26 protein-coding genes are annotated in these 26,527 nt (G+C 71.8%); 15 read left to right on the top strand and 11 right to left on the bottom strand.

The window, feature by feature from the left end; all coding sequences use genetic code 11:
• Positions 1 to 10: 10 nt before the first annotated feature.
• A complete protein-coding gene (locus tag BLW57_RS15835) occupies positions 11 to 949 on the top strand; it encodes an N-acetylneuraminate synthase family protein (RefSeq protein WP_093475254.1) in 939 nt (312 codons plus the stop codon).
• Positions 950 to 999: 50 nt separating this feature from the next.
• Positions 1,000 to 2,151, top strand: coding sequence for a hypothetical protein (locus tag BLW57_RS15830; protein ID WP_093475252.1), 1,152 nt, complete (start codon positions 1,000 to 1,002; stop codon positions 2,149 to 2,151).
• Positions 2,152 to 2,302: 151 nt separating this feature from the next.
• Here BLW57_RS15830 and BLW57_RS15825 read toward each other — a convergent pair whose 3' ends face one another.
• Positions 2,303 to 2,956 carry a class I SAM-dependent DNA methyltransferase gene (locus BLW57_RS15825; protein WP_093475251.1) on the bottom strand — a complete coding sequence of 218 codons (654 nt, stop codon included), beginning with the start codon at positions 2,954 to 2,956 and terminating at the stop codon, positions 2,303 to 2,305.
• 234 nt (positions 2,957 to 3,190) lie between these two features.
• On the opposite strand from BLW57_RS15825, the gene BLW57_RS15820 reads away from it, so the two are divergent.
• The 7 genes from BLW57_RS15820 (at position 3,191) to BLW57_RS15790 (ending at position 12,559) form a co-directional block, all read left to right on the top strand.
• Positions 3,191 to 4,426 carry an amidohydrolase gene (locus BLW57_RS15820; RefSeq protein WP_176985601.1) on the top strand — a complete coding sequence of 412 codons (1,236 nt, stop codon included), beginning with the start codon at positions 3,191 to 3,193 and terminating at the stop codon, positions 4,424 to 4,426.
• 1,178 nt (positions 4,427 to 5,604) lie between these two features.
• On the top strand, positions 5,605 to 6,660 hold the full coding sequence (locus BLW57_RS15815; protein ID WP_093475249.1) for a BMP family lipoprotein: 1,056 nt from the start codon (positions 5,605 to 5,607) through the stop codon (positions 6,658 to 6,660).
• 202 nt (positions 6,661 to 6,862) lie between these two features.
• The gene (locus tag BLW57_RS15810) at positions 6,863 to 8,389 is read left to right on the top strand and encodes an ABC transporter ATP-binding protein (protein ID WP_176985935.1); all 1,527 of its coding nucleotides are present in this window, start codon (positions 6,863 to 6,865) and stop codon (positions 8,387 to 8,389) included.
• Positions 8,386 to 9,513 (top strand): ABC transporter permease, encoded by a 1,128-nt coding sequence (locus BLW57_RS15805; RefSeq protein ID WP_093475246.1) that lies wholly within the window; start codon positions 8,386 to 8,388, stop codon positions 9,511 to 9,513. The genes BLW57_RS15810 and BLW57_RS15805 overlap by 4 nt, the downstream gene beginning before the upstream one ends.
• On the top strand, positions 9,513 to 10,799 hold the full coding sequence (locus BLW57_RS15800) for an ABC transporter permease (protein WP_093475245.1): 1,287 nt from the start codon (positions 9,513 to 9,515) through the stop codon (positions 10,797 to 10,799). The genes BLW57_RS15805 and BLW57_RS15800 overlap by 1 nt, the downstream gene beginning before the upstream one ends.
• Positions 10,796 to 11,203, top strand: a complete 408-nt coding sequence (locus tag BLW57_RS15795) for a cytidine deaminase (protein ID WP_093475243.1) — start codon at positions 10,796 to 10,798, stop codon at positions 11,201 to 11,203. Before BLW57_RS15800 ends, BLW57_RS15795 begins: the two co-directional genes overlap by 4 nt.
• 78 nt (positions 11,204 to 11,281) lie before the next feature.
• Positions 11,282 to 12,559, top strand: a complete 1,278-nt coding sequence (locus BLW57_RS15790) for a thymidine phosphorylase (protein ID WP_176985934.1) — start codon at positions 11,282 to 11,284, stop codon at positions 12,557 to 12,559.
• Positions 12,560 to 12,864: 305 nt separating this feature from the next.
• Here the strand turns inward: BLW57_RS15790 and BLW57_RS15785 are convergent, their stop codons facing one another.
• Entirely contained in the window at positions 12,865 to 13,785 is a 921-nt protein-coding gene (locus BLW57_RS15785) for an AEC family transporter (RefSeq protein WP_093475240.1), read from the bottom strand.
• A 73-nt stretch (positions 13,786 to 13,858) separates the two neighbouring features.
• Between BLW57_RS15785 and BLW57_RS15780 the strand changes: the two genes are divergently transcribed.
• On the top strand, positions 13,859 to 14,245 hold the full coding sequence (locus BLW57_RS15780) for an STAS domain-containing protein (RefSeq protein WP_143050234.1): 387 nt from the start codon (positions 13,859 to 13,861) through the stop codon (positions 14,243 to 14,245).
• On the opposite strand, the gene BLW57_RS15775 is transcribed toward BLW57_RS15780, so the two are convergent.
• Both BLW57_RS15775 and BLW57_RS15770 read right to left on the bottom strand, forming a co-directional pair.
• On the bottom strand, positions 14,129 to 15,142 hold the full coding sequence (locus BLW57_RS15775; protein WP_093475239.1) for a sigma-70 family RNA polymerase sigma factor: 1,014 nt from the start codon (positions 15,140 to 15,142) through the stop codon (positions 14,129 to 14,131). The two genes, BLW57_RS15780 and BLW57_RS15775, sit on opposite strands and share 117 nt — an antisense overlap.
• A 173-nt stretch (positions 15,143 to 15,315) precedes the next feature.
• Positions 15,316 to 16,605: an MFS transporter gene (locus BLW57_RS15770; protein WP_093475237.1), complete on the bottom strand. Its 1,290-nt coding sequence runs from the start codon at positions 16,603 to 16,605 to the stop codon at positions 15,316 to 15,318.
• 63 nt (positions 16,606 to 16,668) lie between these two features.
• Between BLW57_RS15770 and BLW57_RS15765 the strand changes: the two genes are divergently transcribed.
• Positions 16,669 to 17,628: a LysR family transcriptional regulator gene (locus tag BLW57_RS15765; protein ID WP_093475236.1), complete on the top strand. Its 960-nt coding sequence runs from the start codon at positions 16,669 to 16,671 to the stop codon at positions 17,626 to 17,628.
• Between the two features lie 3 nt (positions 17,629 to 17,631).
• Here the strand turns inward: BLW57_RS15765 and BLW57_RS15760 are convergent, their stop codons facing one another.
• Positions 17,632 to 18,402 (bottom strand): prolyl oligopeptidase family serine peptidase, encoded by a 771-nt coding sequence (locus tag BLW57_RS15760; protein WP_093475234.1) that lies wholly within the window; start codon positions 18,400 to 18,402, stop codon positions 17,632 to 17,634.
• 146 nt (positions 18,403 to 18,548) lie between these two features.
• On the opposite strand from BLW57_RS15760, the gene BLW57_RS15755 reads away from it, so the two are divergent.
• Both BLW57_RS15755 and BLW57_RS15750 read left to right on the top strand, forming a co-directional pair.
• The gene (locus BLW57_RS15755) at positions 18,549 to 19,736 is read left to right on the top strand and encodes an adenosine deaminase (RefSeq protein WP_093475233.1); all 1,188 of its coding nucleotides are present in this window, start codon (positions 18,549 to 18,551) and stop codon (positions 19,734 to 19,736) included.
• Between the two features lie 151 nt (positions 19,737 to 19,887).
• Entirely contained in the window at positions 19,888 to 20,271 is a 384-nt protein-coding gene (locus tag BLW57_RS15750) for an ATP-binding protein (RefSeq protein WP_093475231.1), read from the top strand.
• A gap of 72 nt (positions 20,272 to 20,343) precedes the next feature.
• Here BLW57_RS15750 and BLW57_RS15745 read toward each other — a convergent pair whose 3' ends face one another.
• The 5 genes from BLW57_RS15745 to afsQ1 form a co-directional block, all read right to left on the bottom strand.
• The gene (locus BLW57_RS15745; RefSeq protein ID WP_093475230.1) at positions 20,344 to 20,544 is read right to left on the bottom strand and encodes a PspC domain-containing protein; all 201 of its coding nucleotides are present in this window, start codon (positions 20,542 to 20,544) and stop codon (positions 20,344 to 20,346) included.
• 110 nt (positions 20,545 to 20,654) lie between these two features.
• Positions 20,655 to 21,215 (bottom strand): VanZ family protein, encoded by a 561-nt coding sequence (locus BLW57_RS15740; RefSeq protein WP_093475228.1) that lies wholly within the window; start codon positions 21,213 to 21,215, stop codon positions 20,655 to 20,657.
• A gap of 55 nt (positions 21,216 to 21,270) precedes the next feature.
• A complete protein-coding gene (locus BLW57_RS15735) occupies positions 21,271 to 21,873 on the bottom strand; it encodes a hypothetical protein (RefSeq protein WP_093475227.1) in 603 nt (200 codons plus the stop codon).
• Positions 21,870 to 23,477 (bottom strand): sensor histidine kinase, encoded by a 1,608-nt coding sequence (locus BLW57_RS15730; RefSeq protein ID WP_176985600.1) that lies wholly within the window; start codon positions 23,475 to 23,477, stop codon positions 21,870 to 21,872. The genes BLW57_RS15735 and BLW57_RS15730 overlap by 4 nt, the downstream gene beginning before the upstream one ends.
• Positions 23,474 to 24,151 carry a two-component system response regulator AfsQ1 gene (gene afsQ1 / locus BLW57_RS15725; protein WP_176985599.1) on the bottom strand — a complete coding sequence of 226 codons (678 nt, stop codon included), beginning with the start codon at positions 24,149 to 24,151 and terminating at the stop codon, positions 23,474 to 23,476. Before afsQ1 ends, BLW57_RS15730 begins: the two co-directional genes overlap by 4 nt.
• Positions 24,152 to 24,394: 243 nt before the next feature.
• Here afsQ1 and BLW57_RS15720 point away from each other — a divergent pair, with 243 nt between their 5' ends.
• Positions 24,395 to 25,132 (top strand): SigE family RNA polymerase sigma factor, encoded by a 738-nt coding sequence (locus BLW57_RS15720; RefSeq protein ID WP_093475225.1) that lies wholly within the window; start codon positions 24,395 to 24,397, stop codon positions 25,130 to 25,132.
• 184 nt (positions 25,133 to 25,316) lie between these two features.
• Here the strand turns inward: BLW57_RS15720 and BLW57_RS15715 are convergent, their stop codons facing one another.
• Positions 25,317 to 25,919: a uridine kinase family protein gene (locus tag BLW57_RS15715; protein ID WP_093475224.1), complete on the bottom strand. Its 603-nt coding sequence runs from the start codon at positions 25,917 to 25,919 to the stop codon at positions 25,317 to 25,319.
• Positions 25,920 to 26,079: 160 nt separating this feature from the next.
• Here BLW57_RS15715 and BLW57_RS15710 point away from each other — a divergent pair, with 160 nt between their 5' ends.
• The gene (locus BLW57_RS15710; RefSeq protein WP_093475222.1) at positions 26,080 to 26,481 is read left to right on the top strand and encodes a hypothetical protein; all 402 of its coding nucleotides are present in this window, start codon (positions 26,080 to 26,082) and stop codon (positions 26,479 to 26,481) included.
• Positions 26,482 to 26,527: the final 46 nt, after the last annotated feature.

Below are 26,527 nucleotides of genomic sequence, written 5' to 3'. Positions count from 1 at the left end.
ACATCCCCTGATGAGCACCAACTCCCGTCTGCGTACGTTCGGTTCGCGCGAGGTCGGCCCCGGCCGTCCCGTCTACATCTGCGGCGAGATCGGCATCAACCACAACGGTGAGCTGGAGAACGCGTTCAAGCTGATCGACGTGGCCGCCGAGGCCGGCTGCGACGCCGTGAAGTTCCAGAAGCGCACCCCGGAGATCTGCACCCCGCGCGACCAGTGGGACATCGAGCGCGACACCCCCTGGGGCCGGATGACCTACATCGACTACCGCCACCGGGTGGAGTTCGGCGAGGACGAGTACCGCCAGATCGACGAGTACTGCAAGGAGAAGGGGATCGACTGGTTCGCCTCCCCGTGGGACACCGAGGCAGTCGCCTTCCTGGAGAAGTTCGACGTCCCCGCCCACAAGGTGGCCTCCGCCTCCCTGACCGACGACGAGCTGCTGCGCGCCCTGCGCGCCACCGGCCGCTCGGTCATCCTCTCCACCGGCATGTCCACGCCGAAGCAGATCCGCCACGCGGTCGAGGTCCTGGGCAGCGACAACATCCTCATGTGCCACGCCACCTCCACCTACCCGGCCAAGGCCGAGGAGCTGAACCTCCGCGTGATCAACACGCTGGAGAAGGAGTACCCGAACGTTCCGATCGGCTACTCCGGCCACGAGACCGGTCTGCAGACCACCCTCGCCGCGGTCGCCCTCGGCGCCGCCTTCGTCGAGCGCCACATCACCCTCGACCGCGCCATGTGGGGCTCCGACCAGGCCGCCTCCGTGGAGCCGCAGGGCCTCGTCCGCCTCGTCCGCGACATCCGCACCATCGAGGCCTCCCTCGGTGACGGCGTCAAGAAGGTCTACGAGTCCGAGCAGGGCCCGATGAAGAAGCTGCGCCGCGTCGCCGGCGTCGTCGCCGAGGCCGAGATCGCCGCGGCCGCGGGCGAGCCGGTCGCGGTCTGAGCGCCCCGGTCGCCTGACGGATTGCCCTACGACGGGACGGTCGTACGCCGATGAGCCCCCGCGCCGGTCACGCCGGCCACCCTCCCCGCACGCTCGCCTTCGTGGAGAGCCCGGTCCAGCTGCTGAACGTACTGGAGTGGGCGCATCTGCACGGCCTGCACGGCGCGGAACAGGACGCCCTGCCGTCCCTGCCCGCGCAGATACGGCGGACGGTGGCCGGCGGGCCGCCGCCGACCGAGCCGGAACTCATGGTGGTCGTCCTGTCCCCGACGGACCCCATGACCCGGGGCCAGCTGCGCCGCATGGCCGACCTGGCCCGGGACGAGGGGTACCGGGTGCGCTGGGAGGAGGCGCGGGGCGGTACGACCGCGCCCTTCCACACGATCGGCGGTCTGGCCGGCCCGTTGCGGCGGGCGGACCGGATCGTCATGGGGGACCCGTTCTCCCGCTACGTACAGCTGCTGCTGACCATCACCCGCGCCCGTGACCTGGTGGTGGTCGACGACGGCACGGCGACGATGGAGTTCGTCGCCCAACTGGCCCGCGGTGAGCGGCTGGTCCGCTGGCACCGCAAGGGCGGCCGGCCCGGCGCCCGCGACCTGCTCTTCGCGCCGGTGTCCTCCTCCGCCCGCCGCCGGCTGACCCCCAGCGCGCGCCGCCGGGTGGAGGTCTTCTCCTCCATGCCGGTCACGGAGACCCCGGAGGGCGTCACCGTCACGGCCAACGACTTCTCCTGGACCCGGTCCCGCTTCGGGCCGCCGCGGATCACCAAGGGGTCGGACATGGTCGGCACCTCCCTGGTGGAGACCGGGGTGGTCGACGGCGACCGCTACCTGGTCGCCGTCCGCAACCTGGCCAGGGCGCACGGCGCGACCCGCTACTTCGCCCACCGGCGCGAGAGCGCGGACAAACTCCACCGGCTGGCCGCCGAGACCGGGCTGGAGATCGTCCGCCCGGACCTGCCCCTGGAGCTGATCGCCCGCCGCGGCCCCATCGGCCGTACGATCCTCAGCTTCCCGTCGACGGTCGTCCACACCCTGCCGCTGGCGCTGGCCGGCACGGGCGTGCGGGTGGCGGTCTGCGACATCGACCCGAGCTGGCTGACCGAGAACGCCTCGCCCCGCGCCCAGGGCTTCCTGTCCGGCGTCACGGGCACCGCCAAGGACGTCCACCGCCTGACGGCGGTGGCGGCCCTGGCCTGAGGCACGACCCCGGCGGCGGGCGGGCAGCACCGGCACCGGCCTGCCCCGGCCGGGGGATCGGCCACCTGCACTACCGCTCGTACCGCCAACGGGGGAATCCCGTCGGAGCCGGGCGGCTGCGCCGGGGGAGTGAACCCCCGGCGGGCCGGTGTCAGGGCTTGCGGGCCAGCAGGAAGGCCCGTGGACGCTTCTCCTCGTCGGCCGGCTCACGGCGCACCGTCGCCACCGGCTCCAGGCCCGCCGCCGTCAGCAGCGCCGTGACCTGCTCGGGCGTACGCCAGTAGTAGTCGAGGGCGATCTCGTGGCCGAAGCGTTCCGTCAGATGGAGCCGGCCGGCTTCCGTACCGCTCTGGAAGGCGAGGAGGACCGGCGCGCCCGGGACCAGGGTGCGGTGGAACTCCGCGAAGGCCGTCGGCAGGCGGTCGTCGGGCACGTGGATCGTGGAGTACAGGGCGAGGATGCCCCCGAGCGTGGCGTCGGGCAGGTCCAGCGAGGTCATCGAGCCCACGTGGAAGCGCAGTTGGGGATGGGCCTCGCGGGCCAGTGACACCATGGCGGGGGAGACGTCCACGCCGAAGGCGGGGACCCCCCTCTCCTGGAGCAGCGCGGTGACGAAGCCGGGTCCGCTGCCGAGGTCGGCCACCGGAGCGGTGCCGTTCGCCGTGACCAGCTCGGCGAAGACGGTGATCAGACCGCGGTCCAGCGGGTGGGGAAGGCCCTGCGGGAACTGGCTCGCGTACTCCTTCGCGATCGCGTCGTAGGACGTGCGGGTGGTCTGCAGGAAATCGGCGGTCGAGTCGCTCACGGCCGCGGACCCTACCCGGAGGAGGGCCGTCAGGGGGTCCGGTTCTTGGACATGACGCGCGTGACCCCCGCGAGGCGTGGTATCCGTGGAAGGAGGAAACAGAGGTTTTACCCACCAGAGTCCGCCATCATGCGTCCGCCGGTCAGATTTTCTTCCCCTAACGGGCTGAACTTTTGTTGATCGAGGGGTAGTTGACCATCCGGGCGTCCTACCCTTCAGAGGGTGAAGCAATTGATGTCCCTAGAGTCCGAGGCCGGCCTCGCGGGGGATGTGCTCCCCGGCGTGCTGAGCGAGTCCCTGCACGACGAACTCGTCGCCTTCCGACGCGACTTGCACATGCACCCCGAGCTGGGCAATCAGGAGTTCCGTACGACCGCCGCGATCAAGGAGCGGCTCGAGTCGGCCGGGCTCCGGCCACGTGTCCTCGCCACCGGAACCGGACTCGTCTGTGACATCGGGCTCGCGGAGGGTGAGCGGCCGGTCGTACCGTTGCTGGCCCTGCGGGCGGACATCGACGCCCTGCCCATCCCGGACACCAAGACGGACTGCCCGTACCGGTCCACGGTCCCGGACCGCGCCCACGCCTGCGGCCACGACGTGCACACCACCGTCGTGCTCGGTGCCGGGCTGGTCCTCGCCGACCTGCACGCCAAGGGGCTGCTGTCCCGTCCGGTGCGGCTGGTCTTCCAGCCCGCCGAGGAGGTGCTGCCCGGGGGCGCGCTCGGGGCCATCGGGGACGGGGTGCTCGACGACGTCGGCCGGATCCTCGCCGTGCACTGCGACCCCCGGGTGGACGCGGGCCGGGTCGGCCTGCGCCACGGGCCGATCACCAGCGCCTGCGACCGGCTGGAGATCGCCCTGGACGGCCCCGGCGGGCACACCGCCCGGCCCCACCTGACCACCGACCTGGTCACCGCCGCCGCCCGTATCGCCATCGACGTGCCCGCGATCGTCGCCCGGCGCGTCGACACCCGTGCCGGTCTCGCCGTGACCTGGGGCCGGATCGAGTCCGGCCACGCGCCGAACGTCGTCCCGCAGCACGCCGAGCTGTCCGGCACCGTCCGCTGCCTGGACCTGAACGCCTGGCGGGACGCACCGGACATCGTGCACGCGGCGATCGACGAGGTCGCGACCCTGCACCGGGCCAAGTCGGAGATCAACTACATGCGCGGGGTGCCGCCCGTCGTCAACGACCGGGAGTCCACCGACCTGCTGCGCAGGGCCATGGTCGCCCGGCGCGGGATGGGCTCCGTGGAGAGCACGGAGCAGAGCCTCGGCGGGGAGGACTTCTCCTGGTACCTGGAGGAGGTGCCCGGCGCGATGGCCCGCCTCGGCGTGCGCCGCCCGGGCGAGCGCACGGTGCGCGACCTGCACCAGGGCGACTTCGATGCGGACGAGCACGCGATCACGGTCGGAGTGGAGATGTTCACGGCGGCAGCCTTCCTGGAAGCGGACACGACGAACTCCTGACGACGCAGAGGCGGCGGGCCGGGTGGGGGTGCTGGCCTGGCCTGGTCGGACGGGTGCGGGTGCCGTGCCGACGCCGCCCGCCAGGCAGGGTGCCGGCCCGGTCTGACCGGACGGCTGGGGTGCTGGGTGCGTCCCGGTTCGACCCGACGGGCGGGGGTGCGGTTCGGCCTTGCGCGGCGGGTGGTGTGTCGTCCCGACCCGAAGGATGCTGTGCCGTCCGGATCTGCCCGCGCGGGGATGGCGTCCGACCTGGCCTGAGGGCTGGGGCATCGGCCCGACCTCACCCGACCGCGGAGTCCCGGCTCGAACCCGGGACTGCCCGGCCCGCGTCCGGACCGCCCGAACCGTAGTCGTGCGGCCCGGCGGCCACGCGGTCCTGTGGCCCGTTGCGGCCGCGGTCCGGCCCCGGCCGGTGAGCCCCGGCCCGAGAGGCCGCACGGGGCGGCCTGGCCGGTCCAGCGCCCATCCGGGCGACGGTCAGGTGTCCAGTCACCCGGCTCGGGCCTCCCCGGCCGGGAGCGGTCCGGCCGGGCAGCGGAGCTGGCGGTTCCCCTGAACGGTGGTCTCCATGCGGGGGCGACGGCGGTGCCGCGGTCCCGGCGACCGGTTGGTGCGGTGATTTCCCGGCCCCGGCCCCGGCAGCGGTCGGGCGGTGATCGCCAGCCTTGGCGGCCTCCCCTCCCGTCCCCCCTCCGGGCGCTGCCCTCTCGTGCGCCCGTCCTGCGGCCGCTCCGCGCCGAGGGCGCTCCGCCCCACGGTCATCGCGTCGCGGGCCCCGCCGGCAGCCACCCCCTCCCGCGGCCCCGACGGCCGACCCTCCTCGAGGGCACTGCCCCCGGCACCCCGGGGCCGCCCCGTCCAGCCCCGTGTTTTCGGCCATCGGCAGGGATTCGGCTGGAGTGCTGCCGAAAGGGCGTGGCCCGGATTCTCCCGTGGCGCAACACGTTCGCAAGCCATTCGTTCACGCTGCGCAACACTGCCCGGACAGCATCAGGATTCCGAGTTCAGATGCTGTTTGCCTCGAATCGATAACGGCTTCGCGAGAGGGTTTTTTGCGACATCTACGCGCGTTACGATGCCGCGAAGCCGACGCCGAAGGGGCGTCTCGGCCGGGGCATCGTCATGATGCTTCCATCAAGCGCCTACATGGCGCTCAGGTCAGGTGAAGGAGCCTTCCCGTGCGCCGGGTAGCCAAGCTTTCTGCTGCGTGTATCGCCACCGCAGCTCTCGCCGTGACTGCCACAGCCTGTGGCAGCACCTCCTCCGACAACGACACCAACTCGTCCTCCTCGGGCGACGGCAAGGGCGTCAAGATCGGTCTCGCCTTCGACGTCGGCGGCCGTGGTGACCGTTCCTTCAACGACTCCGCCGCGCGCGGTGCCGACAAGGCCAAGACCGAGTTCGGCGGTGACATCAAGGAGCTGACCGCGAAGACCTCGGACACCGAGGCCGACCGCGAGCAGCGTCTGTCCGACCTCGCCCAGGCCGGCTACAACCCCGTCATCGGTGTCGGCTACGCGTACGCCGCCTCCATGACCAAGGTCGCCGCGAAGTTCCCGAAGACCAGCTTCGGCATCGTCGACTCCGTCGTGGACGCCAAGAACGTCGACAGCATCACCTTCACCGAGGAGCAGGGCTCCTACCTGGCCGGTGTCGCCGCCGCGCTGAAGTCCAAGTCGAAGCACGTCGGCTTCATCGGCGGTGTCGACGTCCCGCTGATCAAGAAGTTCGAGGCGGGCTACGTCCAGGGCGTCAAGGACACGAACCCGAAGGTCAAGGTCGACACCCAGTACCTGTCGCACGGTTCGGACACCTCCGGCTTCGCCAGCCCCGACAAGGGCAAGGAGGCCGCGCAGGGCATGCTCGACAACGGCGCGGACGTCGTCTACTCGGCGGCCGGCTCCTCCGGTAACGGCGCGATCGAGGCCGTCGCCGGCAAGAAGGGCGCCTGGGCGATCGGCGTGGACTCGGACCAGTACAACGTCCCGGGTCTGTCGAAGTACAAGAACTCCATCCTGACCTCGATGGTCAAGAACGTCGACGTCGGTGTCTACGACTTCGTCAAGTCCGTCCACGGCGGCAAGCCGCTGACCGGCACCAACACCTACTCGCTCGAGAAGAACGGTGTCTCGCTGGCCACCAGCGGCGGCTTCATCGACGACATCAAGGCCAAGCTGGACGCGGCGAAGAAGAAGATCGTCGACGGCTCGGTCAAGGTCAAGACCACCCCGTGATCTGACGGTTCCCGTCGGACCTGAGGCTCGGCGCGGGGGCGCCTTCCGGAGCTCCCCGCCGAGCCATAACAATGTGTCAACTCTACGCGTGTAGCATGGAGTTGCCGCGCTAGCGTCGCCGACGCCTGCCCTCCCCTACGCAGCCCCTTTTCCCCGAGGAGAGTGCGCCATCAACGCGTCCAGCCCTCCCGCTGCCGTCGAACTGCGCGGCATCACCAAGCGTTTCCCCGGCGTCGTCGCCAACCGCGACATCGACATCACGGTCCGCACGGGCACCGTCCACGCCCTGTGCGGCGAGAACGGCGCCGGCAAGTCCACCCTGATGAAGATCCTCTACGGCATGCAGCAGCCGGACGAGGGCACCATCACGGTCGGCGGCCAGCAGGTCACCTTCAACAACCCGGGTGACGCCATCGCCCGCGGCATCGGCATGGTGCACCAGCACTTCATGCTCGCCGACAATCTCACCGTCCTCGAGAACGTCGTCCTCGGCGCGGAGAAGCTGCACGGCATCGGGGGCAAGGCCCGCGCCAGGATCAAGGAGATCTCGGACGCGTACCACCTGAACGTCCGCCCCGACGTCCTCGTCGAGGAGCTGGGCGTCGCCGACCGCCAGCGCGTGGAGATCCTCAAGGTCCTCTACCGGGGCGCCAAGACCCTCATCCTGGACGAGCCCACCGCCGTCCTGGTGCCGCAGGAGGTCGACGCGCTCTTCGACAACCTGCGCGAGCTCAAGGCCGAGGGCCTCACCGTCATCTTCATCTCGCACAAGCTGGGCGAGGTGCTCTCCGTCGCCGACGAGATCACCGTCATCCGGCGCGGCACCACCGTCGGCACCGTCGAGCCGCGGGGCACCACCCCCAAGCAGCTCGCCGAGCTGATGGTCGGCAGCGAGCTGCCCACCCCGGAGACGGAGGAATCCACCGTCACGGACGTCCCGATGCTCAAGCTGGACGGTGTGCACCTGTCGCAGACCGACCTCGACGGCGTCGAGCGGATCATCCTGGACGAGATCTCCTTCACCATCCACAAGGGCGAGGTCCTCGGCATCGCCGGTGTGGAGGGCAACGGCCAGTCCGAGCTGGTCGAGGCGATCATGGGCATGCGCCACCCGGACGCCGGCGTCGTCACGCTCGACGGCACCGACATCTCGCACGCCGCCACCCGCGACCGCCGCCAGGCCGGCATCGGCTACATCCCCGAGGACCGCCACCGCCACGGCCTGCTCCTGGAAGCACCGCTGTGGGAGAACCGCATCCTCGGCCATGTCACCGAGCGCCCCAACTCGCGCGGCGGACTGCTCGACATCAAGGCGGCCCGCGCCGACACCGAGCGGATCGTCCAGGCCTACGACGTCCGCACGCCCGGCATCGACGTCACCGCCGCCTCGCTGTCCGGCGGCAACCAGCAGAAGCTGATCGTCGGCCGCGAGATGAGCCACAACCCCAAGCTGCTCATCGCCGCCCACCCCACCCGCGGTGTGGACGTCGGCGCCCAGGCAGCCATCTGGGACTACATCCGCGAGGCCCGCCGCGAGGGCCTGGCCGTGCTGCTGATCTCCGCCGACCTCGACGAGCTGATCGGCCTCTCCGACACCCTGCGGGTGATGTACCGCGGCCGCCTGGTCGCCGACGCCGACCCCGCCACCATCACCCCCGAAGAGCTGGGCTCCGCCATGACGGGTGCGGCCACCGGCCACCTGGAGCACACAGAGGACGACGAGCGATGAAGAAGCTGACCTCACGGATCGACAAGGAGCGGCTGCTCCTCGGCATCGCCGCGCCGCTGCTCGCGGTCGTCGCCGCGCTCGTCGTCACCGCCCTGGTGATCCTCGCGACCGGCAAGAACCCCGGCGACGCCTTCAGCGACATGGTGACCTACGGCTTCGCCAGCGACAGCCAGGTGTACGTCCTGAACAAGGCGACGACGTACTACCTCGCGGGTATCGCGGTGGCCATCGGCTTCCGGATGAACCTGTTCAACATCGGTGTCGACGGCCAGTACCGGCTCGCCGCGTTCATCGCCGCCGTCCTCGGCGGCGCGCTGACCGTGCCGGGCTGGATCGCCATCCCGCTGATCATCGTCTCCGCCATGGCCACCGGTGCCCTGTGGGCGGCCATCGCCGGTGTCCTGAAGGTGACCCGCGGCGTCAGCGAGGTCATCTCGACGATCATGCTGAACTCGATCGCCACCGCGGTCATCGCCTACCTGCTCCAGCCCGGGCGCCTGGGCGAGCTCCAGCAGGGCGGCACCCTGGTCTCCACCAAGCCGCTGCCGTCGGCCTCGCACTTCTTCAACATCGACATGGGCCCGGCCGGCGTCCTGGACGGCTTCGTCGTCGTCGCCGTCCTCGTCGGTCTCGCGTACTGGTTCGTGCTCGGCCGCACCCGGTTCGGCTTCGACCTGCGCACGGTCGGCCAGTCCGAGAGCGCCGCCTCCGCGAGCGGTGTGTCGGTGAAGAAGATGATCGCCACCAGCATGATCATCTCCGGTGCCGTGGCCGGTCTGATCGGCATGCCCACGCTGCTCAACGAGAGCCACCAGTACGACAACAGCTTCCCCACCGGGATCGGCTTCACCGGCATCGCGATCGCGCTGCTCGGCCGCAACAACCCGGTCGGTATCGCGCTCGGCGCCCTGCTGTGGGGCTTCCTGGAGCGCACCACCAACCACCTGGAATTCCAGGGCTACGACAAGGAAATCCTCGGCGTCATCCAGGGCGTCATCGTCCTGTGCGTCGTCATTGCCTACGAGGTCGTGGGCCGCTACGGGCTGAAGCGCCAGCAGCAGAAGGTCGGCGCCGAACTCGCCGCACAGGCCGCCGCCGCGACGAAGAAGCAGGAGGTGGCGTGATGACTGCCACGATGACCGACGCGCCGCCGCCCGCGGCGCCCAAGGCCGGCAACGCGCCCCGGCGCCCGGGCCGCTCCCTCGGCCAGACCCTCGTGATCGTCGCCGGCGCCCTGCTGCTCGTGGCCGCCGTCCGCATGATCACCGGCTCCAACTCGCTCGACTCCTCCGGACAGGTCGCCGCCGCGCTCGGCCTCGCCGTGCCGATCGGCCTCGCCGGTCTCGCCGGCCTGTGGTCGGAGCGGGCCGGTGTGGTCAACATCGGCCTCGAAGGCATGATGATCCTCGGCACCTTCGGCGCCGGCTGGATCGGCTGGCAGACCAGCCCCTGGCTCGGGCTGCTGTGCGGCATCGGCTTCGGTGTCCTCGGCGGTCTCGTGCACGCCGTCGCCACCATCACCTTCGGCGTCGACCACATCGTCTCCGGTGTCGCCGTCAACCTTCTCGCGCTCGGTGCCACCCAGTACCTCGCCAAGCTGTTCTTCGCCGACGGCAAGGCCTCGGAGGCGGGCGGCAACCCCAAGCAGTCCCCGCCCGCCGACTCGCTGCCGAACGTCACGGTCCCCGGCCTCTCGGACGGCCTGTCGTCGATCGAGAAGCACCACTGGTTCCTGGTCTCCGACCTCGCCGGCATCCTCGGCGGCCTCGTCACCAACCTGTCCGTCGTGACGATCCTGGCCGTGGTGCTGTTCGTCGGCAGCTGGTGGCTGCTGTGGCGCACCCCGTTCGGTCTGCGGCTGCGCTCCTGCGGTGAGAACCCGATCGCCGCCGAGTCGCTGGGCGTCAACGTCTACACGTACAAGTACGCGGCCGTGGCCGTCTCCGGCGGCCTCGCCGGCCTCGGTGGCGCCTTCCTCGCGCTGGTCACCTCGCACACCTACCTGGAGGGCCAGACCGGAGGCCGCGGCTACATCGGTCTCGCCGCCATGATCTTCGGCAACTGGCGTCCCGGCGGTCTGGCGATGGGCGCGGGCCTGTTCGGCTACTCCGACGCGCTCCAGCTGCGCAACGGCGGTACGACCGTGCACGCGCTGCTGCTCCTGCTGGTCGTCCTGCTCGTGGTCCTCGCCGGCTGGAAGCTGTACCGCACCTCGGTGTGGCAGGGCGCGATCAGCCTCATCGTGGGCGGCCTCGTGCTGGCCTGGTACCTGCTCACCGACGAGGTCCCGAGCGACTTCGTTGGCGCCACCCCGTACGTCGTCACGCTGCTGGTGCTGTCGCTGTCCGCGCAGCGCCTGCGGATGCCCAAGGCGGACGGCATGCGCTACCGGAAGGGCCAGGGCAAGTGACGGCCGCTCCGGACGCCGGGTTCGACTGGGAGGCGCTGCGCGTCCAGGCGCGGGAGGCCATGACCCACGCCTACGCCCCGTACTCGGGGTACCCGGTCGGCGCCGCGGCCCTGGTCGACGACGGCCGCACGGTCACCGGCTGCAACGTCGAGAACGCCAGCTACGGCCTCGGCCTGTGTGCCGAGTGCGGTCTCGTCTCGCAGCTCCAGCGCACGGGCGGCGGCCGGCTGACGCACTTCACCTGCGTCGACGGTGCGGGCACCCTGCTCGTGCCGTGCGGCCGGTGCCGCCAGCTGCTGTACGAGTTCGGTGGGCCGAACCTGGTCATGGACACCCCCGCGGGCGTCCTGCCGCTCTCCGAGATGCTGCCCCAGGCCTTCGGCCCGGACCATCTCACCAAGTAACTCCCGTACGGCCCCCCTGACCCGCTCAGGGGGGCCGTGCACTTCGCACCTCCCGGAAGGAAGCCAGCAGCCATGGCCATGGACGCCATCTCCGTCATCCGCACCAAGCGGGACCGCGCGGAGCTGACCGACGAGCAGATCGACTGGGTCATCGACGCGTACACCCGCGGCGAGGTCGCCGACTACCAGATGGCCGCGCTCAACATGGCGATCCTGCTCAATGGCATGAACCGCCGCGAGATCGCCCGCTGGACGGCGGCCATGATCGCCTCCGGCGAGCGCATGGAGTTCTCGGCGCTGTCCCGCCCGACGGCCGACAAGCACTCCACCGGCGGCGTCGGCGACAAGATCACGCTGCCCCTGGCCCCGCTCGTGGCGGCCTGCGGCGCGGCCGTCCCGCAGCTGTCCGGCCGCGGCCTCGGCCACACCGGCGGCACCCTGGACAAGCTGGAGTCGATCCCCGGCTGGCGCGCCCTGCTCTCCAACGAGGAGATGCTGAACGTCCTCGACACCACCGGCGCGGTGATCTGCGCGGCGGGCGACGGTCTGGCCCCGGCCGACAAGAAGCTGTACGCCCTGCGCGACGTCACCGGCACCGTCGAGGCGATCCCGCTGATCGCCTCCTCGATCATGTCGAAGAAGATCGCCGAGGGCACCGGCTCGCTGGTCCTGGACGTGAAGGTCGGCACGGGCGCCTTCATGAAGACCATCGAGGACGCCCGCGAGCTGGCCTCCACGATGGTCGGCCTCGGCACCGACCACGGCGTGAAGACGGTCGCGCTCCTGACGGACATGTCGACCCCGCTCGGCCTGACCGCGGGCAACGCCCTGGAGGTCCGCGAGTCGGTGGAGGTCCTGGCGGGCGGCGGTCCGGCGGACGTCGTCGAGCTGACGGTCGCCCTGGCCCGGGAGATGCTCGACGCGGCCGGCATCAAGGACGCCGACCCGGCGAAGGCGCTGGCCGACGGCTCGGCGATGGACGTCTGGCGCCGGATGATCGCGGCCCAGGGCGGAGACCCGGACGCGGAGCTGCCCACGTCGAAGGAGCAGCACGTCGTCAAGGCGCCGTCCTCCGGTGTGCTGAGCCGCCTCGACGCCTACGACATCGGCGTGGCCGCCTGGCGCCTCGGCGCGGGCCGTGCCCGCAAGGAGGACCCGGTGCAGGCGGGCGCGGGCGTGGAGATGCACGCCAAGCCCGGCGACACGGTGACGGAGGGCCAGCCCCTGCTGACCCTGCACACGGACACCCCCGAGCGCTTCGCGTACGCGCTGGAGGCGGTGGCGGGCTCGTACGACATCGCGGCGGCGGGTACGGACTTCAAGGCGAACCCGGTGGTGCTGGAGCGCATCGCCTGACCTGCGTAATCGTTCGGGTGAACGGGACCGGTGGACCTCCACCGGTCCCGTTCGTCATGCTGGGATCGGTGACGCACCGTGAGGAGACCGGCGTGAGCGCACTCACCGTCAGCCAGGACCCCGACCACCCCGCCGCCCTCGCCGAGCTGGTCGTCGAGGTCACCTCCGAGTCCGACGCCGGGCACGACCGCGTCAGCAAGCCCGCCGCCTGTGCCTCGGCGGGAATTCCGCTCCACCTCTCCACCTGCCCGAGCCGTTCGGGAGCACGATCGACACCGGCGAGTTCCCCGTCGACTGACCCCGCGTCACCCCAGGGCCGTGGCGACCCCCACCAGCACCGGTACCGAGACCACCGTCGACAGCAGGACGGACTCGCGGGCCAGGGACTCGGCCACGCGGTAGCGGCTCGCGTAGGTGAAGAGGTTCTGCGCGGCCGGGAGGGCCGAGGTGACCACCACGTCCAGCAGGGGGGCGCCGTGCAGGCCGAAGAGGGTCGTGGCCAGCACCCAGGCGACCAGCGGCTGGCCCAGAGACTTCAGCGCGACCGACAGCAGGAGCAGCGGGCGGTCCCGCCCCCGGCCGGGCGCCGCGCCGCCGTGCAGGGACATGCCGAAGACCAGCAGGGCCGCGGGCACGGACATGTTGCCGATCAGGGTGAGGGGGTTCATGAGCGGCCCGGGCAGGTGCCACCCCGCCGCCGACACCGCCACCCCGGACAGGGAGCCCACCGCGATCGGGTTCCGCAACGGCGTCAGTAGCCGGCGCCGCACCGTGCCCTGCTCGCCCATGCCGGACAGGTCCAGGATCGTCAGCGCGACCGGCGTGACCAGGACGACCTGGAAGAGCAGCACCGGTGCCACCAGCGACGCGTCGCCCAGCACGTACGCGGCGATCGGGATGCCCAGGTTGCCCGAGTTGACGTAGCCGGAGCACAGCGCGCCGATCGTCGTACGGCCCACTCCCCAGCCGCGCAGCGTGCCGGCCGCCACGAAGACCCCGCACACCGCCGCCGTGCTCAGCGCCGTCACCAGCAGGCGGCCCGAGAAGAGCACGGAGAGGTCCGCCTCGGCGAGGGTCGTGAACAGCAGCGCCGGACCGGCCACCGTGAAGGCCAGCCGCGTCAGTACCTCGGCGCCCTGGGCGCCGAGCGTCCCGCGCCGCCCGAGCACATAGCCCACCCCGATGACGACCGCGATCACCGCGAACCCGCTCAGTACCCCCGCCACGGAACCCACCCTCGACGGGAGCGGGCGGCCCGGTCAATGTGATCTTCGACGGCCGTTCACGCGCGCCCCTCCGATGAGTTCGGCCCGTCCGCCCGGTCTACCCGACGTGAATGCCAGGACACCTGCCGTGCTCGTGCTGCCGGGCCCCGTCACCCGTGACGCGGTGCCGGGGCTGTGCGACGACGTGCGGGCATTGATGGAGCTCGGCGGTACCGGGGTCGTCGTCTGTGACGTCGGCGGGCTGGGGCCGCCCGGGCTCGGGATCGTGGACCTGCTGGCCCGGCTGGAGCTGGCCGCCCGCCGGGCCGGCGGACGGATACGGCTGCGGGACCCCGACCCCGCGCTACCCGCTCTTCTCGACCTCGTCGGCCTCCGCTTCCAGGTGGAGGGGCAGGTCGAAGAGGGGGAACCAGCGCTTGGTGTCGAGGAAGCAGTGGAATCCGGTGATCCGGCCGTCTGACAGTTCCAGCACCTGCACCGCCCACGGGCTGAACCCGCCGTTGTCCGGGTCGGGCTTGTAGTGCGCGAAGCCCGGCAGCCCGTTGGCCGTGACCGGCAGCAGACGGGAACCGGCGCAGGACGCACCGAGGGTGGTCATGAAACCGGTGATGTCGGCCGGGCCGCGCAGCCACAGGTCGAACGGCGGCATCGTCATGACGGCGTCCTCGTGGAGCAGGGCCGTCAGGGCCGTCATGTCGTAGCCCTCGAAGGCCTTGACGTACCGCTCCAGGAGCTTCTGCTGCTCCTCGTCCAGCGGATCGGACACCGCGCCCCGGTCGCCCGCCGCCTCGCGCTCCGCGAGCGTGGCCCGCGCCCGCTGCAGCGCGCTGTTGACCGAGGCGACGGTGGTGTCCAGCAGCTCGGCGACCTCGCTCGCCTTCCAGGCCAGCACCTCGCGCAGGATCAGGACCGCCCGCTGCTTGGGCGGCAGCTGCTGGAGGGCCGCCATGAAGGCCAGCCGGATCGACTCCTTGGCGACCGCGGCCTCCGCCGGGTCGCCCACCGCCGGCAGCACCCGGGCGTCCGGCACCGGCTCCAGCCACGTGTTGTCGGGGCGGGGGGAGAGCGCCGCCTGGGCGAGCGGCGTGGACTCCGTCAGATCCATGGGGCGGGCCCGCTTGTTGCCCGCCGTCAGCATGTCCAGGCACACGTTCGTCGCGATCCGGTACAGCCACGAGCGCAGCGAGGACCGGCCCTCGAACTTGTCGTAGCTCCGCCAGGCCCGCACCAGGGTGTCCTGCACCGCGTCCTCGGCCTCGAAGGAGGAGCCCAGCATCCGGTAGCAGTACCCGGTCAGCTCGGTGCGGTGCTTCTCCAGCGCGATGTCGAGATCCGCGGTCGCCGTGCCGTTGCCCATCGTCCACCCACCCCTGTGGCCGTCCTGTTCGCGCCTCTTCGCGCGCCAGCACTTGGGAAGCTACCGCAGCCCACTGACAATGGCCCCCCGAGCGCGAAAAGGCACAGCCCGGACCGGTTTCCGTCCGGACATGAACGGACGGCGCAGGGCCCGCGGCCGTAGGGCCGCGGGGCTCAGTGCGCGGCCACCGGCTCCCGGCGGGCCGTCACCCGGGCCGCCCGCGAGCCGAGGACGGTGATCGTCACGACACCGAGGACCGCGAGGAGGCCGACACCGACCGTGCCGGTCCAGCCGTCCGCGTGGAAGGCCATGGCGCCGACCGTGCTGCCCGCGCTGGAGCCGATGTAGTACGCGGACTGGTAGAGCGCCGAGGCCTGGGCGCGACCGTGCACGGCCGTCTTGCTGACCGCCGAGGAGGCGACCGCGTGCCCGGCGAAGAAGCCCGCCGTGATCAGCACCAGACCCAGCAGGACCAGCGGCAGCGAGTCGGCGACCGACAGGAGCAGACCCGCCGCCGTCGTACCGCCGGCCAGGTACAGCGCGCCCCGGCGGCCGAGGCGGCCCACCAGCCGGCCCGCCGTCGACGCCGACACCGTGCCCACCAGGTAGACCAGGAAGATCGAGCCCACGATGCCCTGCGGCAGGCCGAAGGGCGCCTCGGTCAGCCGGTAGCCGATCACCGTGTACACGCCGCCGAAGACCGTCATGAACAGCGCGCCGATCGCGTACAGGCGGCGCAGCAGCGGGTCGGAGAGGTGATCGCGGACCGTGCCGAGCAGGACGCGGGGGCGCAGCGAGCCCGTCCGGAAGTGCCGGGGCGCCGGCAGCAGCGCCCGGAAGGCCACCGCGCACGCCACGGCGATCGCCCCGATCACCCCGACCGAGACCCGCCAGCCCCACTCCTGGGCGACCCAGCCGGTGATCACCCGGCCGCTCATGCCGCCGACGCTGTTGCCCGCGACGAACAGGCCGATCGACGTGACCAGTGCCTTCGGCCGGACCTCCTCGGCCAGGTAGGCCGTCGCCGAGGCGGGCAGGCCGGCGAGCGCCGCGCCCTGGACCGCGCGCAGTACCACCAGCACGCCGATCGACGGCGCGAAGGGCACCAGCATCCCGACCGTGACCGCGACGGCCAGCGAGGCGGTCATCACGGTGCGGCGGCCGAAGCGCTCCGACAGGGCGCTCATGGGCAGGACGAACAGGGCCAGTCCGCCGGTCGCGGCCGCCACGGTCCAGCTGGCCTCGCTCGCGGCCACCCCGAACTCGCCGGAGATCAGCGGCAGCAGGGCCTGGGTGGAGTAGAGGAGGGCGAAGGTCGCGACTCCGGCGAGGAAGAGGGCGAAACTCATCCGGCGGTAGCCGGGGCCGCCCGGCGTCATGCGGGAGTCGGTCGCGGAGTCGGCGGAGGTGACGGACGTGACGGCGTCCACGGCGGTGGACGCCCCGGTACTGGCGGGAGACATGCCTCGACCGTAGGGAGGGCCCCACTCATCCGTCCAATGCATGGAATCGCCATAATCGTTCCCATGGCGCATCAGCAGAGGTCACAGGCGTGGCTGTCACCGTCCGGTGACACAGAAGACATTCACGGGATGTCGAGACTGCTCGCGCCCCGCCTCGCGTACTTCGCCGGCGTGGCCCGCACCGAGCACGTCACCCGGGCCGCCCAGGAGATGAACGTCCCCCAGTCGACCCTGTCCCGTGCCATGGCCCGCCTGGAGCAGGAGCTGGGTGTCGACCTGTTCGCCCGCCACGGCCGCACGGTCTCCCTGACGCCCGCCGGCCGCACCTTCCTCGCCTCCGTCGAACGCGCCCTCGCGGAGATCGAGCGCGCCGTGGAGGAGGTCCGGGCGGACGCCGACCCGGCCACCGGCAAGGTCGCCTTCGGTTTCCTGCACACCATGGGGGCGGAGACCGTGCCGGGCCTGCTGCACGCCTTCCGCGCCGACCACCCGCGCATCCGGTTCAGCCTGGTCCAGAACTACGGCGAGGCCATGCTGGAGCGGCTGCGGGCGGGCGAACTGGACCTCTGCCTGACCTCGCCGGTCCCGGACGCGCCCGACCTGGTCGCCCGGCGGCTGGACGAGCAGAAGCTCCGTCTGGTGGTCCCGGCGGACCACGCGCTGGCCGGCCGCCGCCGCATCCGCCTCGCCGAGGCCGCCGAGGAAACCTTCGTCACCCTCGAACCGGGTTACGGCCTGCGCCGCATCACCGACGACCTGTGCCGTGAGGCCGGCTTCAAGCCGCGCATCGCCTTCGAGGGCGAGGAGGCGGAGACGTTGCGGGGCCTGGTCGCCGCCGGGCTCGGGGTCGCTCTGCTGCCCCCGCCGACGGTCCCGCGCCCCGGGGTCGTGGAGCTGACGGTGACGGCTCCGAGGGCGGCCCGCGAGATCGGCGTCGCCTGGCTGGCCGACCGCCCGGACACCCCGCCGGTGACCGCCTTCAAGAGGTTCCTGCTCTCGCGCCGGGGCAATCTGCTTCCGTAGGGCCTAGGCGTTCTGCCGCCGCAGCGACTTGCCGAACCCCGCCGCGAGCGGCATCCGGAGACCGATCGGCGGCGGAGCGGCGAGCGCGTCCTCCACCGGCCGCGACAGCGGGTTGCCGAACAGCGCCCCCATCGTGAAGTCGGCCGACAGCCAGAGGACTTCGTCCCGGTGCCCGTGCAACCCGTGGCCGTCGGAGTGCACTTCGAACCGGCACACCTCCCGGTTCACCTTCTTCGCCCGCGCCGCGAACCGGAACGACAGCTCGGGGTCGGTCCGTTCGTCGTTGGTCCCGTGCACGATCAGCACCCGGCGTCCGACCAGCTGCTTCACCGGCTCGGCGGGAGCGGCGACGTCGTCCTCCGGCAGCCAGGGGGCGAGGGCGACGACCGAGTTCACCGCCTCGTGCCCGCCGGCCCGCAGCGCCGCCCGGCCGCCCATGTCCACGCCGACCAGGCACACGGGAACGTCCCCGTACCGTCGTACGATCTCGCCGGCGGCCCACTCGGCGTCCGCGGCGAGATGCGCCTCGCTGCCGTTCCAGCCCCGGTAGCGGTACTGGACGGTGTGGACGGCCAGGCCCTCCCCGCGGCCCGCGCGGGCGATGCGGCGGCTCAGGGAGCGGACGAAGGCCGTCGCCCGTACGGGGGACGGCCTGCGGGCGGAGACCTCCTCGCCGCCGGGGAGCAGCAGCACCGCTCCGCTGACCGCCGTCGGCTCCGGGCCGACTGCCTTTCCCAGCCTGGCCGTTCGCACCGGCGTCGCTTGCTGTCCCATGACAGAACAGTGTCAGAAGGCGCGGTGTACGAAACCCGTACTCGCGGTCACCTTTGCGTATCGACGGAAAACCACCGCCGGAGGAACCGGTAACGAGCTGACGCGTACACCGGTCTCTCTACGCGCGTAGGCGTTAGAGTGCGGAAATGACGAGCCAGACTGCACCGGCTGGGACCGTCCCGGCGCACATCCCGGCACACGTACCGACGGCGGACCAGATCCGCCGGGCCCCCAAGGTTCTGCTGCACGATCATCTCGACGGCGGGCTCCGCCCGGGCACCGTCGTCGAACTCGCCCGGGAGACGGGCTACCCGGATCTTCCCGAGACCGACCCGGACAAGCTCGGCATCTGGTTCCGCGAGGCCGCCGACTCCGGCTCGCTGGAACGGTACCTGGAGACCTTCCGGCACACCGTCGGCGTGATGCAGACCCGGGAGGCGCTCGTCCGGGTCGCCCGGGAGTGCGCCGAGGACCTCGCCGAGGACGGGGTCGTCTACGCGGAGGTGCGGTACGCGCCCGAACAGCACCTCGACCAGGGTCTGACCCTGGAGCAGGTGGTCGAGGCCGTCAACGAGGGGTTCCGGCAGGGGGAGCGGATCGCCCGCGAGAACGGGCACCGCATCCGGGTCGGCGCCCTGCTGACCGCCATGCGGCACGCGGCCCGCTCCCTGGAGATCGCCGAACTCGCCAACCGTCACCGGGACTCCGGCGTGGTCGGCTTCGACATCGCCGGCGCCGAGGCCGGCCATCCGCCCACCCGGCACCTCGACGCCTTCGAGTACCTGAAGCGGGAGAACAACCACTTCACCATCCACGCCGGCGAGGCCTTCGGACTGCCGTCGATCTGGCAGGCCCTGCAGTGGTGCGGCGCCGACCGGCTCGGGCACGGGGTGCGGATCATCGACGACATCGAGGTCGCCGAGGACGGTGCGGTGACCCTCGGCCGGCTGGCGTCCTACGTCCGGGACAAGCGGATCCCGCTGGAGCTGTGCCCCAGCTCCAACCTGCAGACCGGGGCCGCGCGCTCGTACGCCGAGCACCCCATCGGGCTGCTGCGCAGGCTGCACTTCCGGGCGACCGTGAACACCGACAACCGGCTGATGTCGCACACCACCATGAGCCGGGAATTCGAGCACCTCGTCGAGGCGTTCGACTACACGCTCGACGACCTCCAGTGGTTCTCCGTCAATGCGATGAAATCAGCGTTCATTCCTTTCGATGAACGACTCGCGATGATCAATGACGTCGTCAAGCCCGGATATGCGGAACTGAAATCCGAATGGCTGTTCCAGCAGACGGCTTCGACCAGCGGTTCCGGTCATCCGGAGGGCTAGTCGCCGACCGGAACCCGGCCGGAAATGCGGACGCGCTTTCACAAGGCGTCCGCATTTCGGTGTTTGCGGCGGACGGCGCCGCGTGTTTACGGTCGTGGACCGCTCAGATCGTTCGTGATCTCCTTCTCCGCATTCAAGGAACGCATTCACCATGAAGCAGTCTGCTGCCAAGACCCTCGGTGTCGCCGCCCTCGGTGTCGCCTTCGCCGCCGCCGGTGCGGGCGCGGCCGGTGCGGCCCCGGCCGTCCCGGACTCCGCGCAGACCCTCGACTCCGTCACCAGGACCCTGCCTCCCCAGCAGGTCGTCCAGGCGCTGCCCGACAGCGGCGCGCTGAAGCAGGTCAAGCCGGTGGCCGAGCGGGGTGTCGCCGCCGCGCAGCCGGCCGTCGGCAAGGGCCTCAGCACCGCGCAGCCGGTTGCCGAGAGCGTCATCGCCGAGGGGCCGACCAAGCCGGTCGCGGGCCTGCTGGGCGGTCTGCCGCTGAAGGGCCTGCCCACGCACGGCCTGCCGGTGAACGGCGTCCCGGTCGGCTGACGCCGGCTTCGGTACGACGCGTCGGGGCGCCCCGGATCCGGGGCGCCCCGACGGCTTTCAGGGTGCGGGCACTCACCAGGCGGTGCGGGCCTTGTCCTCCGAGGGCAACAGAATCCACAGGGCTATGTAGAGCAGGAACTGCGGGCCCGGCAGCAGGCAGGACAGCAGGAAGATCACCCGCATCGTCGTCGCCGAGGTGCCGAAGCGCCGTGCCAGCGCGGCGCACACGCCGCCGATCACGCGGCCGTGGGTGGGGCGGGCAAGGGCGGTCATGTCGGCTCCTCCGTGGTCGTCGGCCCGCTCGGGGCCGGTGGTCGGGGCCGCCCGAACGGCGTCCCCAGCTGTCTTCCACGGTACGGAGACGAAGCGGACGAAGCGTCGCTCTACGGGGCGATCCCGACCCTGGGAATCGTCGGGGTCCGACCCTGAGACAACTCCTCCTGCACGGTGACGGGCTCCGCCGCGCCCTGCCCGTACGCCTCCCGTCGCCGCAGCCCGGCACGGCCCGCGGGCACGACGGCGAGGTGCGCCATGATCACCCCGAGGGTGTTCAGCAGCAGCGAGTCGACGTCCACGACCCGGCCCGGCACGCCGGTCTGCAACAGGGCGATGCCGAGGGAGACCAGGGCGCCCGCCGCCGCCGTACGGAGCAGGGAGGCGACCGGGGACACGGCGAGCCTGCCGTGCGCCATCGGCAGCAGCACACCCAGCGGGGCGAGCAGCGCGAGGCCCTCGCCGAGGGGTTTCGCCGCGGCCGGCCAGCCCAGCGCCAGATCGGCCCGGATGCCGGCCAGCGGACGCAGGTTGGGCGGCATCACCCAGGGCACGTCCAGGGGTCGCAGCATCAGCCAGGCGACGAGAGCGAGATGCGCGACGAGGAGGACACCCCCGGTCGCACGGATGCGGATCTCGGCGCTGTCGCCGACGGAGCCTTGACGCTGCACGCCCCCCAAGACGCAGGGCGGGGCAGGATCGGTTCCGCACCGGAACCTTCCGGTGCTAGCCGCCCGTGACGTCGCTCGACGGGGGCGGCGTGGAGCCCGGGTCGGTGCGGACGTCGTCGGTGCACTCGTAGCGCCGCGGCGACACGGCACCGGGTCCGCCCAGGACCACCGCGCCGTCACCCTCGGCGGCCGCCGAGTCGGACAGGGTGCACACGATCTGCGCGAGCGCGTACGACGACAGGCGGCCCGGGACGGCGCTCAGCCGCAAGGTGTCCTCGGGGTCCTTGGGGCCCGGCCCGGACACGTGCAGACCGCCCGGCACGTGCGTCGCGTAACCCGCCGCCCGCTCCGCGGCCGACGGGGACGCGGCGAGCTGGTCCAGCAGGCCCTGCGCCACGATCACCCGGCGCCGGACGTCCGGGGTGCCGTCCGGGACCCGCACGGTCCGGTCGACGGTCGCCAGGGACGCCCGGCACAGCAGGAAGACCTGCACCGGCACCCCGTGCGCGGACTGCGCGGACACGTCGGGCCCGGCCAGCGAGCACGGCACCCGGGAGGGCGCGGCCCCGAAGTCCGTCGGCACCTCCGTGGCCCGGATGCCGCAACCGGCGAGCAGCAGGCCCAGGAGGGGCAGCGCCAGCAGGCGTCTTACGGTCATGACCCCTCCTTCCCCGCACCGTCGTGTCCGTCGTTCCCGGCCCGGCCGGTCTCCCCGTCGTGCCGCTCCGCCTCGGCGTCCTCGGCCAGCCCCGAGACGTCCCGGGGCAGCCGCAGGGTGAAGACCGCACCGCCCTCGGGCGAGTTGGCGGCGATGATCTCACCGCCGTGGATGTGGGCGTTCTCCAGGGCGATCGACAGGCCGAGGCCGCTGCCCTCGGAGCGTGGCCGGGACGCGCTCGCCTTGTAGAAGCGGTCGAAGACGTGCGGCAGGACGTCCTCCGGGATGCCGGGGCCGTGGTCGCGGACCCGGATCACCACCTCGTCCTCCGCCTCCCGCACCGACACCCGCACCGGCGAACCGCCGTGCTTGAGCGCGTTGCCGATCAGGTTGGCGAGGATGACGTCCAGCCGGCGCGGGTCCAGCTGGGCGTGGATGCCGCGCTCGGCGTCCAGCTCCACCGCGTCCAGCCAGGCCCGGGCGTCGATGCACGCGGTGATCTGGTCGGCGACGTCCACGTCGTCGAGGACCAGCCGGGCGGTGCCCGCGTCGAAGCGGGTGACCTCCATCAGGTTCTCGACCAGGTCGTTCAGCCGCCGGGTCTCGCTGACGACCAGCCGCACGGCCGGCTCGATCATGGGATCCATGCTCCCGGCCTCGGACTCCAGCTCCTCCTCCAGCACCTCCGTCACGGCGGTGATGGCGGTCAGCGGTGTCCGCAGCTCGTGCGACATGTCGGCCACGAACCGGCGCGAGGCGTCGTCCCGGGCCGCCATCTCGGCCACCCGTTTCTCCAGCGCCTCGGCCGCGTTGTTGAACGTCCGCGACAGATCGGCCAGTTCGTCCGTGCCGGACACCCGCAGCCGGGTGTCCAGCCGGCCCTCGCCCAGCCGCCTCGCGGCCACGCCCAGCCGGTGCACCGGCTTCAGCACGGTCGTCGCGGCGGCCTGCGCGAGCAGCGCGGCACCGATCAGCGCGAGCCCGGTGGCGATGCCCAGCGACCAGGCCAGCGAGTTGAGGTCCTTGGCCTCGGGCTCCAGCGACTTCGCCATGTAGCCCGTCGGACCGCCGCCGATCACCCGCGTACCGGCCACCAGGTAGGGCGTGCCGTGCTCCGTGACCCGCTGCCAGTACAGGTGGTACGGCTCCTTGTTGGAGTCGGTCACCTTCTGCCGCTTGTTCACGGCCGCGCGCAGCGACTCGGGCACGTCCTCCAGCGAGAAGCCGTTGATGCCGTCCGAGTTGCCGTACACCGTCTTGCCGCTCGCATCCTGGCCGACCAGCAGCACGCTGAAGTGCTGGCTCCCGGCGGCCATCTGGCCGGCGGCGCGCTGCAGGGCGTCCTGCGTGGGGTGCTCCGGCAGCGCCCCCGCGCGGTTCTGCATCTCCTGCCGGAAGTCGCGCAGCACCGCGTCCTGGGCGCGGGTGAGCACGGCCTCCCGGTTGAGCCAGTAGGCGATGCCCGACGCCGACACCGCGGCGGTGAGCGCGACCAGCGCGAAGACCACCACCAGTCGCAGCCTCAGGCTGGTGAAGCGCAGCCGCGACAGACTTCCCCTGCGCCCCGCGGTCCAGCCGCGGAGCCCCCCTTGCGTATCGGTCACTGAGGCGTGTCCAGGCGGTAGCCGACACCACGGACGGTGCGGATCAGCGTCGGGGACGAGGGCACGTCCTCCACCTTGGCGCGCAGCCGCTGCACACACGCGTCCACCAGGCGGGAGTCGCCCAGGTAGTCGTGCTCCCACACCAGCCGCAGCAACTGCTGCCGGGACAGCGCCTGGCCGGGCCGCCGGCTCAGCTCCAGCAGCAGCCTCAGCTCGGTCGGGGTCAGCTGGAGATCCACGCCGTTCTTCGTCACGGTCATCGCCGAGCGGTCGATGACGAGACTGCCGAACGTCGCCGAGTCGCTGGACTCCCGCTCCCCGCGCCGCAGCACGGCCCGGATCCGGGCGTCCAGCACCCGGCCCTGCACCGGCTTGACCACATAGTCGTCGGCGCCGGACTCCAGTCCGACCACCACGTCGATGTCGTCGCTGCGCGCGGTCAGCAGGATGATCGGCAGCTGGTCGGTGCGCCGGATGCGCCGGCACACCTCGAACCCGTCGATGCCGGGCAGCATCACGTCCAGCACGATCAGGTCCGGCCGCTGCTCACGCAACAGCTTCAGACCGTCCTCGCCGCTGGCAGCGGTGGCCACCCGGTGGCCCTGGCGCGTCAGGGAGAGCTCCAGGGCCGTGCGGATGGCGTCGTCGTCCTCGATCAGCAACAGGGAAGGCACGGGGCTCATTCTGGCCCATGGAGGGGGTCGCGGACGACCTGCCGACACCGGCCCTTCCCTACCGCCACCGTATGTGCACGTGCTGTGACGGAGCCGGGAAGGACCCCTGTGACAGGTCTGTGACAGTCGACGGACACGGCGATGAAGTCACCCCGGCAGTCTTTTGGTCACGGGCACGGCGGGGAGCCGGAACCAGCCCGGAGCAGGGCCGAGTCACCGGAAGTCCACGACGGGGAGCGCGAGATGAACACGCTGCACAGCATCAGCACCAGCGCAGTGGTCACGCGTCTGCACGACGTGCACCGGGGTTCCGAGAAGTCCGGTGCCGTGAGCGGGCGGGGGTGCGCTCGCGGTACCGGGCGTCAGCACACCGCGTACATGACGGTGGTTGACGCGCACACGGGGGAAACGCACGGGGGAACCGCGTACAGGGAGGACTCGGGGGAGCGCCGTTCGCTGACGGAGGCGGAGTTCACCGCCTACGTCCAGGAGCGCCGCGCCTCCCTGTACGCCACCGCCTACCACCTGACCGGTGACCGCTTCGAGGCCGAGGACCTGCTGCAGAGCGCGCTGTTCTCGACGTACAAGGCCTGGGACCGGATCAGCGACAAGGCGGCCGTCGGCGGATACCTCCGCCGGACGATGACGAACCTGCACATCAGCGCCTGGCGGCGCCGCAAGCTCAACGAGTACCCGACCGAGGAACTGCCGGAGACGCCCGGCGAGACGGACGCGATGCGCGGCACGGAGCTGCGCGCGGTCCTGTGGCAGGCGCTCGCCCGGCTGCCCGAACTCCAGCGCACCATGCTGGTCCTGCGCTACTACGAGGGCCGCACGGACCCGGAGATCGCGGACATCCTCGGCATCAGTGTCGGCACGGTGAAGTCGAGCATCTGGCGGTCGCTCCGCCGGCTGCGCGAGGACGAGGTCCTCAGCTTCGGCCGTGACGAGGAGAACGCCTTCGGCGAACTGGTCGCCTGAGGTCACGGGGGAGGAACACGGGGGAAAAACGGGGGACCACTGGGGGGTGGGACCCACGGGGGAGCACAGAGGAGCGGGACTGGTGGGCCGGGGGGTCCAACCAGTCCCGTTTCGCGTTTCCGTCACGACGGCCCGCGTGGACGAACGGCCCGCACGGGCGACGGCCGGCGGGCCGCCGGGACGGTCAGGCCACCGTCCGCTGCCGCGTCTGCCGCCCCACCGCCGCCGACGCCAGCCGGCCCAGCGCCTCGTCGCGGTCGCACGGATGCGCGCCCAGGGCCACCTGGCGGGCGACGATCGAGCGTTCCGTGCGCATCAGCCGCCAGCCGCGGCGCACCAGGAACGGCACCGACTTGCGGCCCTCCTTGAGGTCGCGCAGGAACCGCCGCCGGAAGGTGGTGAACGGACCGCGGTTCAGGCACAGCGCGTCCGCGAGGACGCCCCGTTCCCGGCAGCGCTCGACTATCTCCGCCGCGAAGATGCCCTCCGCGATGAACAGCGGGGTCCGGCCGATGCTCAGCGTCTCCTCGCCGGTCCGGGCGCTCAGCGAGAGGTCGTACACCGGCACCGGCGTCGACCCCGTGGCGCACAGCCGGACGATGGCCTCGACCGCGACCTCGGCGTCCCACGACTCCGGGTGGTCCCAGTCGATGTCCGAACTCCCCTCCACCAGGGGCAGAGTCGGGTCGCCGGCTTCCTTGTAGAAGTCGTCCAGGCGAAGGACGGGCAGCCCGGAACGGGCGGCGACGAGGGACTTGCCCGAGCCCGAGGGGCCGCACAGCAGCACGACACGGGCGGGAGACGGAGGATGAAGGCTCACGGAACACCAGTTTGACGTACGGCGGCCCGCCTGCCGACCCCGCGGGTCGGCTTTTGAGCGTGAGACGCACCTCAACTACCCTACGTGGCGACAGCATTACCCTGCGCACCAGAAGGTGGCACCAGCGATGGCCCGACACACCTCTTCCCACCACTCCACCGCGCGGCGCGCCCTGATCGTCCTGGCGGCGGCCGGAGCGGCACTCGGAGCCGGGGCGGCCTCGGCGTCGGCGGACTCGGTTCCGGTCGCCGGTCTCAACTACCGGCCGCTCGGGCTCGGCAACGTCGACCCCCAGGCGGGCGTGGGCGCCGCGACCGGCATCGTCGGCTACGTCACCGGACCGGTGGCCGCCCTCAAGCCCAACCCGCTCGCCGGCACGGGCGTGGACCCGCTGGACAACGGGGTGGGCACCCAGCTGGCGGACTTCCAGCCGCTCTCGTCCCAGATGGTGACGCGCCCGCTGGCCCAGGCGGAGTCGCTCGGCAGCGTGCCGGTGGTCGGGCAGGTCCTGGGCTCACTGGGCCGCTGAACCGCCCCTGAAACGAGACGGGGAACCGCGTGACCGGCCGGAGGTG

This window comes from Streptomyces sp. 1222.5 (genome assembly GCF_900105245.1).
GTDB classification, from domain to species: Bacteria; Actinomycetota; Actinomycetes; order Streptomycetales; family Streptomycetaceae; genus Streptomyces; species Streptomyces albidocamelliae.
The sequence above is the reverse complement of the archived record's forward strand: the minus strand, read 5'-3'. Positions and strand labels throughout refer to the sequence as shown.

Excerpts from the sequence above, each read along its gene's own strand:
- BLW57_RS15830 (WP_093475252.1), top strand. The coding sequence starts at position 1,000 with ATGAGCCCCCGCGCCGGTCACGCCGGCCACCCTCCCCGCACGCTCGCC.
- BLW57_RS15735 (WP_093475227.1), bottom strand. The coding sequence starts at position 21,873 with ATGACCGTAAGACGCCTGCTGGCGCTGCCCCTCCTGGGCCTGCTGCTC.
- BLW57_RS15760 (WP_093475234.1), bottom strand. The coding sequence starts at position 18,402 with ATGGGACAGCAAGCGACGCCGGTGCGAACGGCCAGGCTGGGAAAGGCA.
- BLW57_RS15720 (WP_093475225.1), top strand. The coding sequence starts at position 24,395 with ATGAACACGCTGCACAGCATCAGCACCAGCGCAGTGGTCACGCGTCTG.
- BLW57_RS15745 (WP_093475230.1), bottom strand. The coding sequence starts at position 20,544 with ATGACCGCCCTTGCCCGCCCCACCCACGGCCGCGTGATCGGCGGCGTG.
- BLW57_RS15710 (WP_093475222.1), top strand. The coding sequence starts at position 26,080 with ATGGCCCGACACACCTCTTCCCACCACTCCACCGCGCGGCGCGCCCTG.
- BLW57_RS15800 (WP_093475245.1), top strand. The coding sequence starts at position 9,513 with ATGACTGCCACGATGACCGACGCGCCGCCGCCCGCGGCGCCCAAGGCC.
- BLW57_RS15790 (WP_176985934.1), top strand. The coding sequence starts at position 11,282 with ATGGACGCCATCTCCGTCATCCGCACCAAGCGGGACCGCGCGGAGCTG.
- BLW57_RS15780 (WP_143050234.1), top strand. The coding sequence starts at position 13,859 with ATGAGTTCGGCCCGTCCGCCCGGTCTACCCGACGTGAATGCCAGGACA.
- BLW57_RS15770 (WP_093475237.1), bottom strand. The coding sequence starts at position 16,605 with ATGTCTCCCGCCAGTACCGGGGCGTCCACCGCCGTGGACGCCGTCACG.
- BLW57_RS15755 (WP_093475233.1), top strand. The coding sequence starts at position 18,549 with ATGACGAGCCAGACTGCACCGGCTGGGACCGTCCCGGCGCACATCCCG.
- BLW57_RS15750 (WP_093475231.1), top strand. The coding sequence starts at position 19,888 with ATGAAGCAGTCTGCTGCCAAGACCCTCGGTGTCGCCGCCCTCGGTGTC.
- BLW57_RS15805 (WP_093475246.1), top strand. The coding sequence starts at position 8,386 with ATGAAGAAGCTGACCTCACGGATCGACAAGGAGCGGCTGCTCCTCGGC.
- BLW57_RS15775 (WP_093475239.1), bottom strand. The coding sequence starts at position 15,142 with ATGGGCAACGGCACGGCGACCGCGGATCTCGACATCGCGCTGGAGAAG.
- BLW57_RS15835 (WP_093475254.1), top strand. The coding sequence starts at position 11 with ATGAGCACCAACTCCCGTCTGCGTACGTTCGGTTCGCGCGAGGTCGGC.
- BLW57_RS15820 (WP_176985601.1), top strand. The coding sequence starts at position 3,191 with ATGTCCCTAGAGTCCGAGGCCGGCCTCGCGGGGGATGTGCTCCCCGGC.
- BLW57_RS15765 (WP_093475236.1), top strand. The coding sequence starts at position 16,669 with ATGGCGCATCAGCAGAGGTCACAGGCGTGGCTGTCACCGTCCGGTGAC.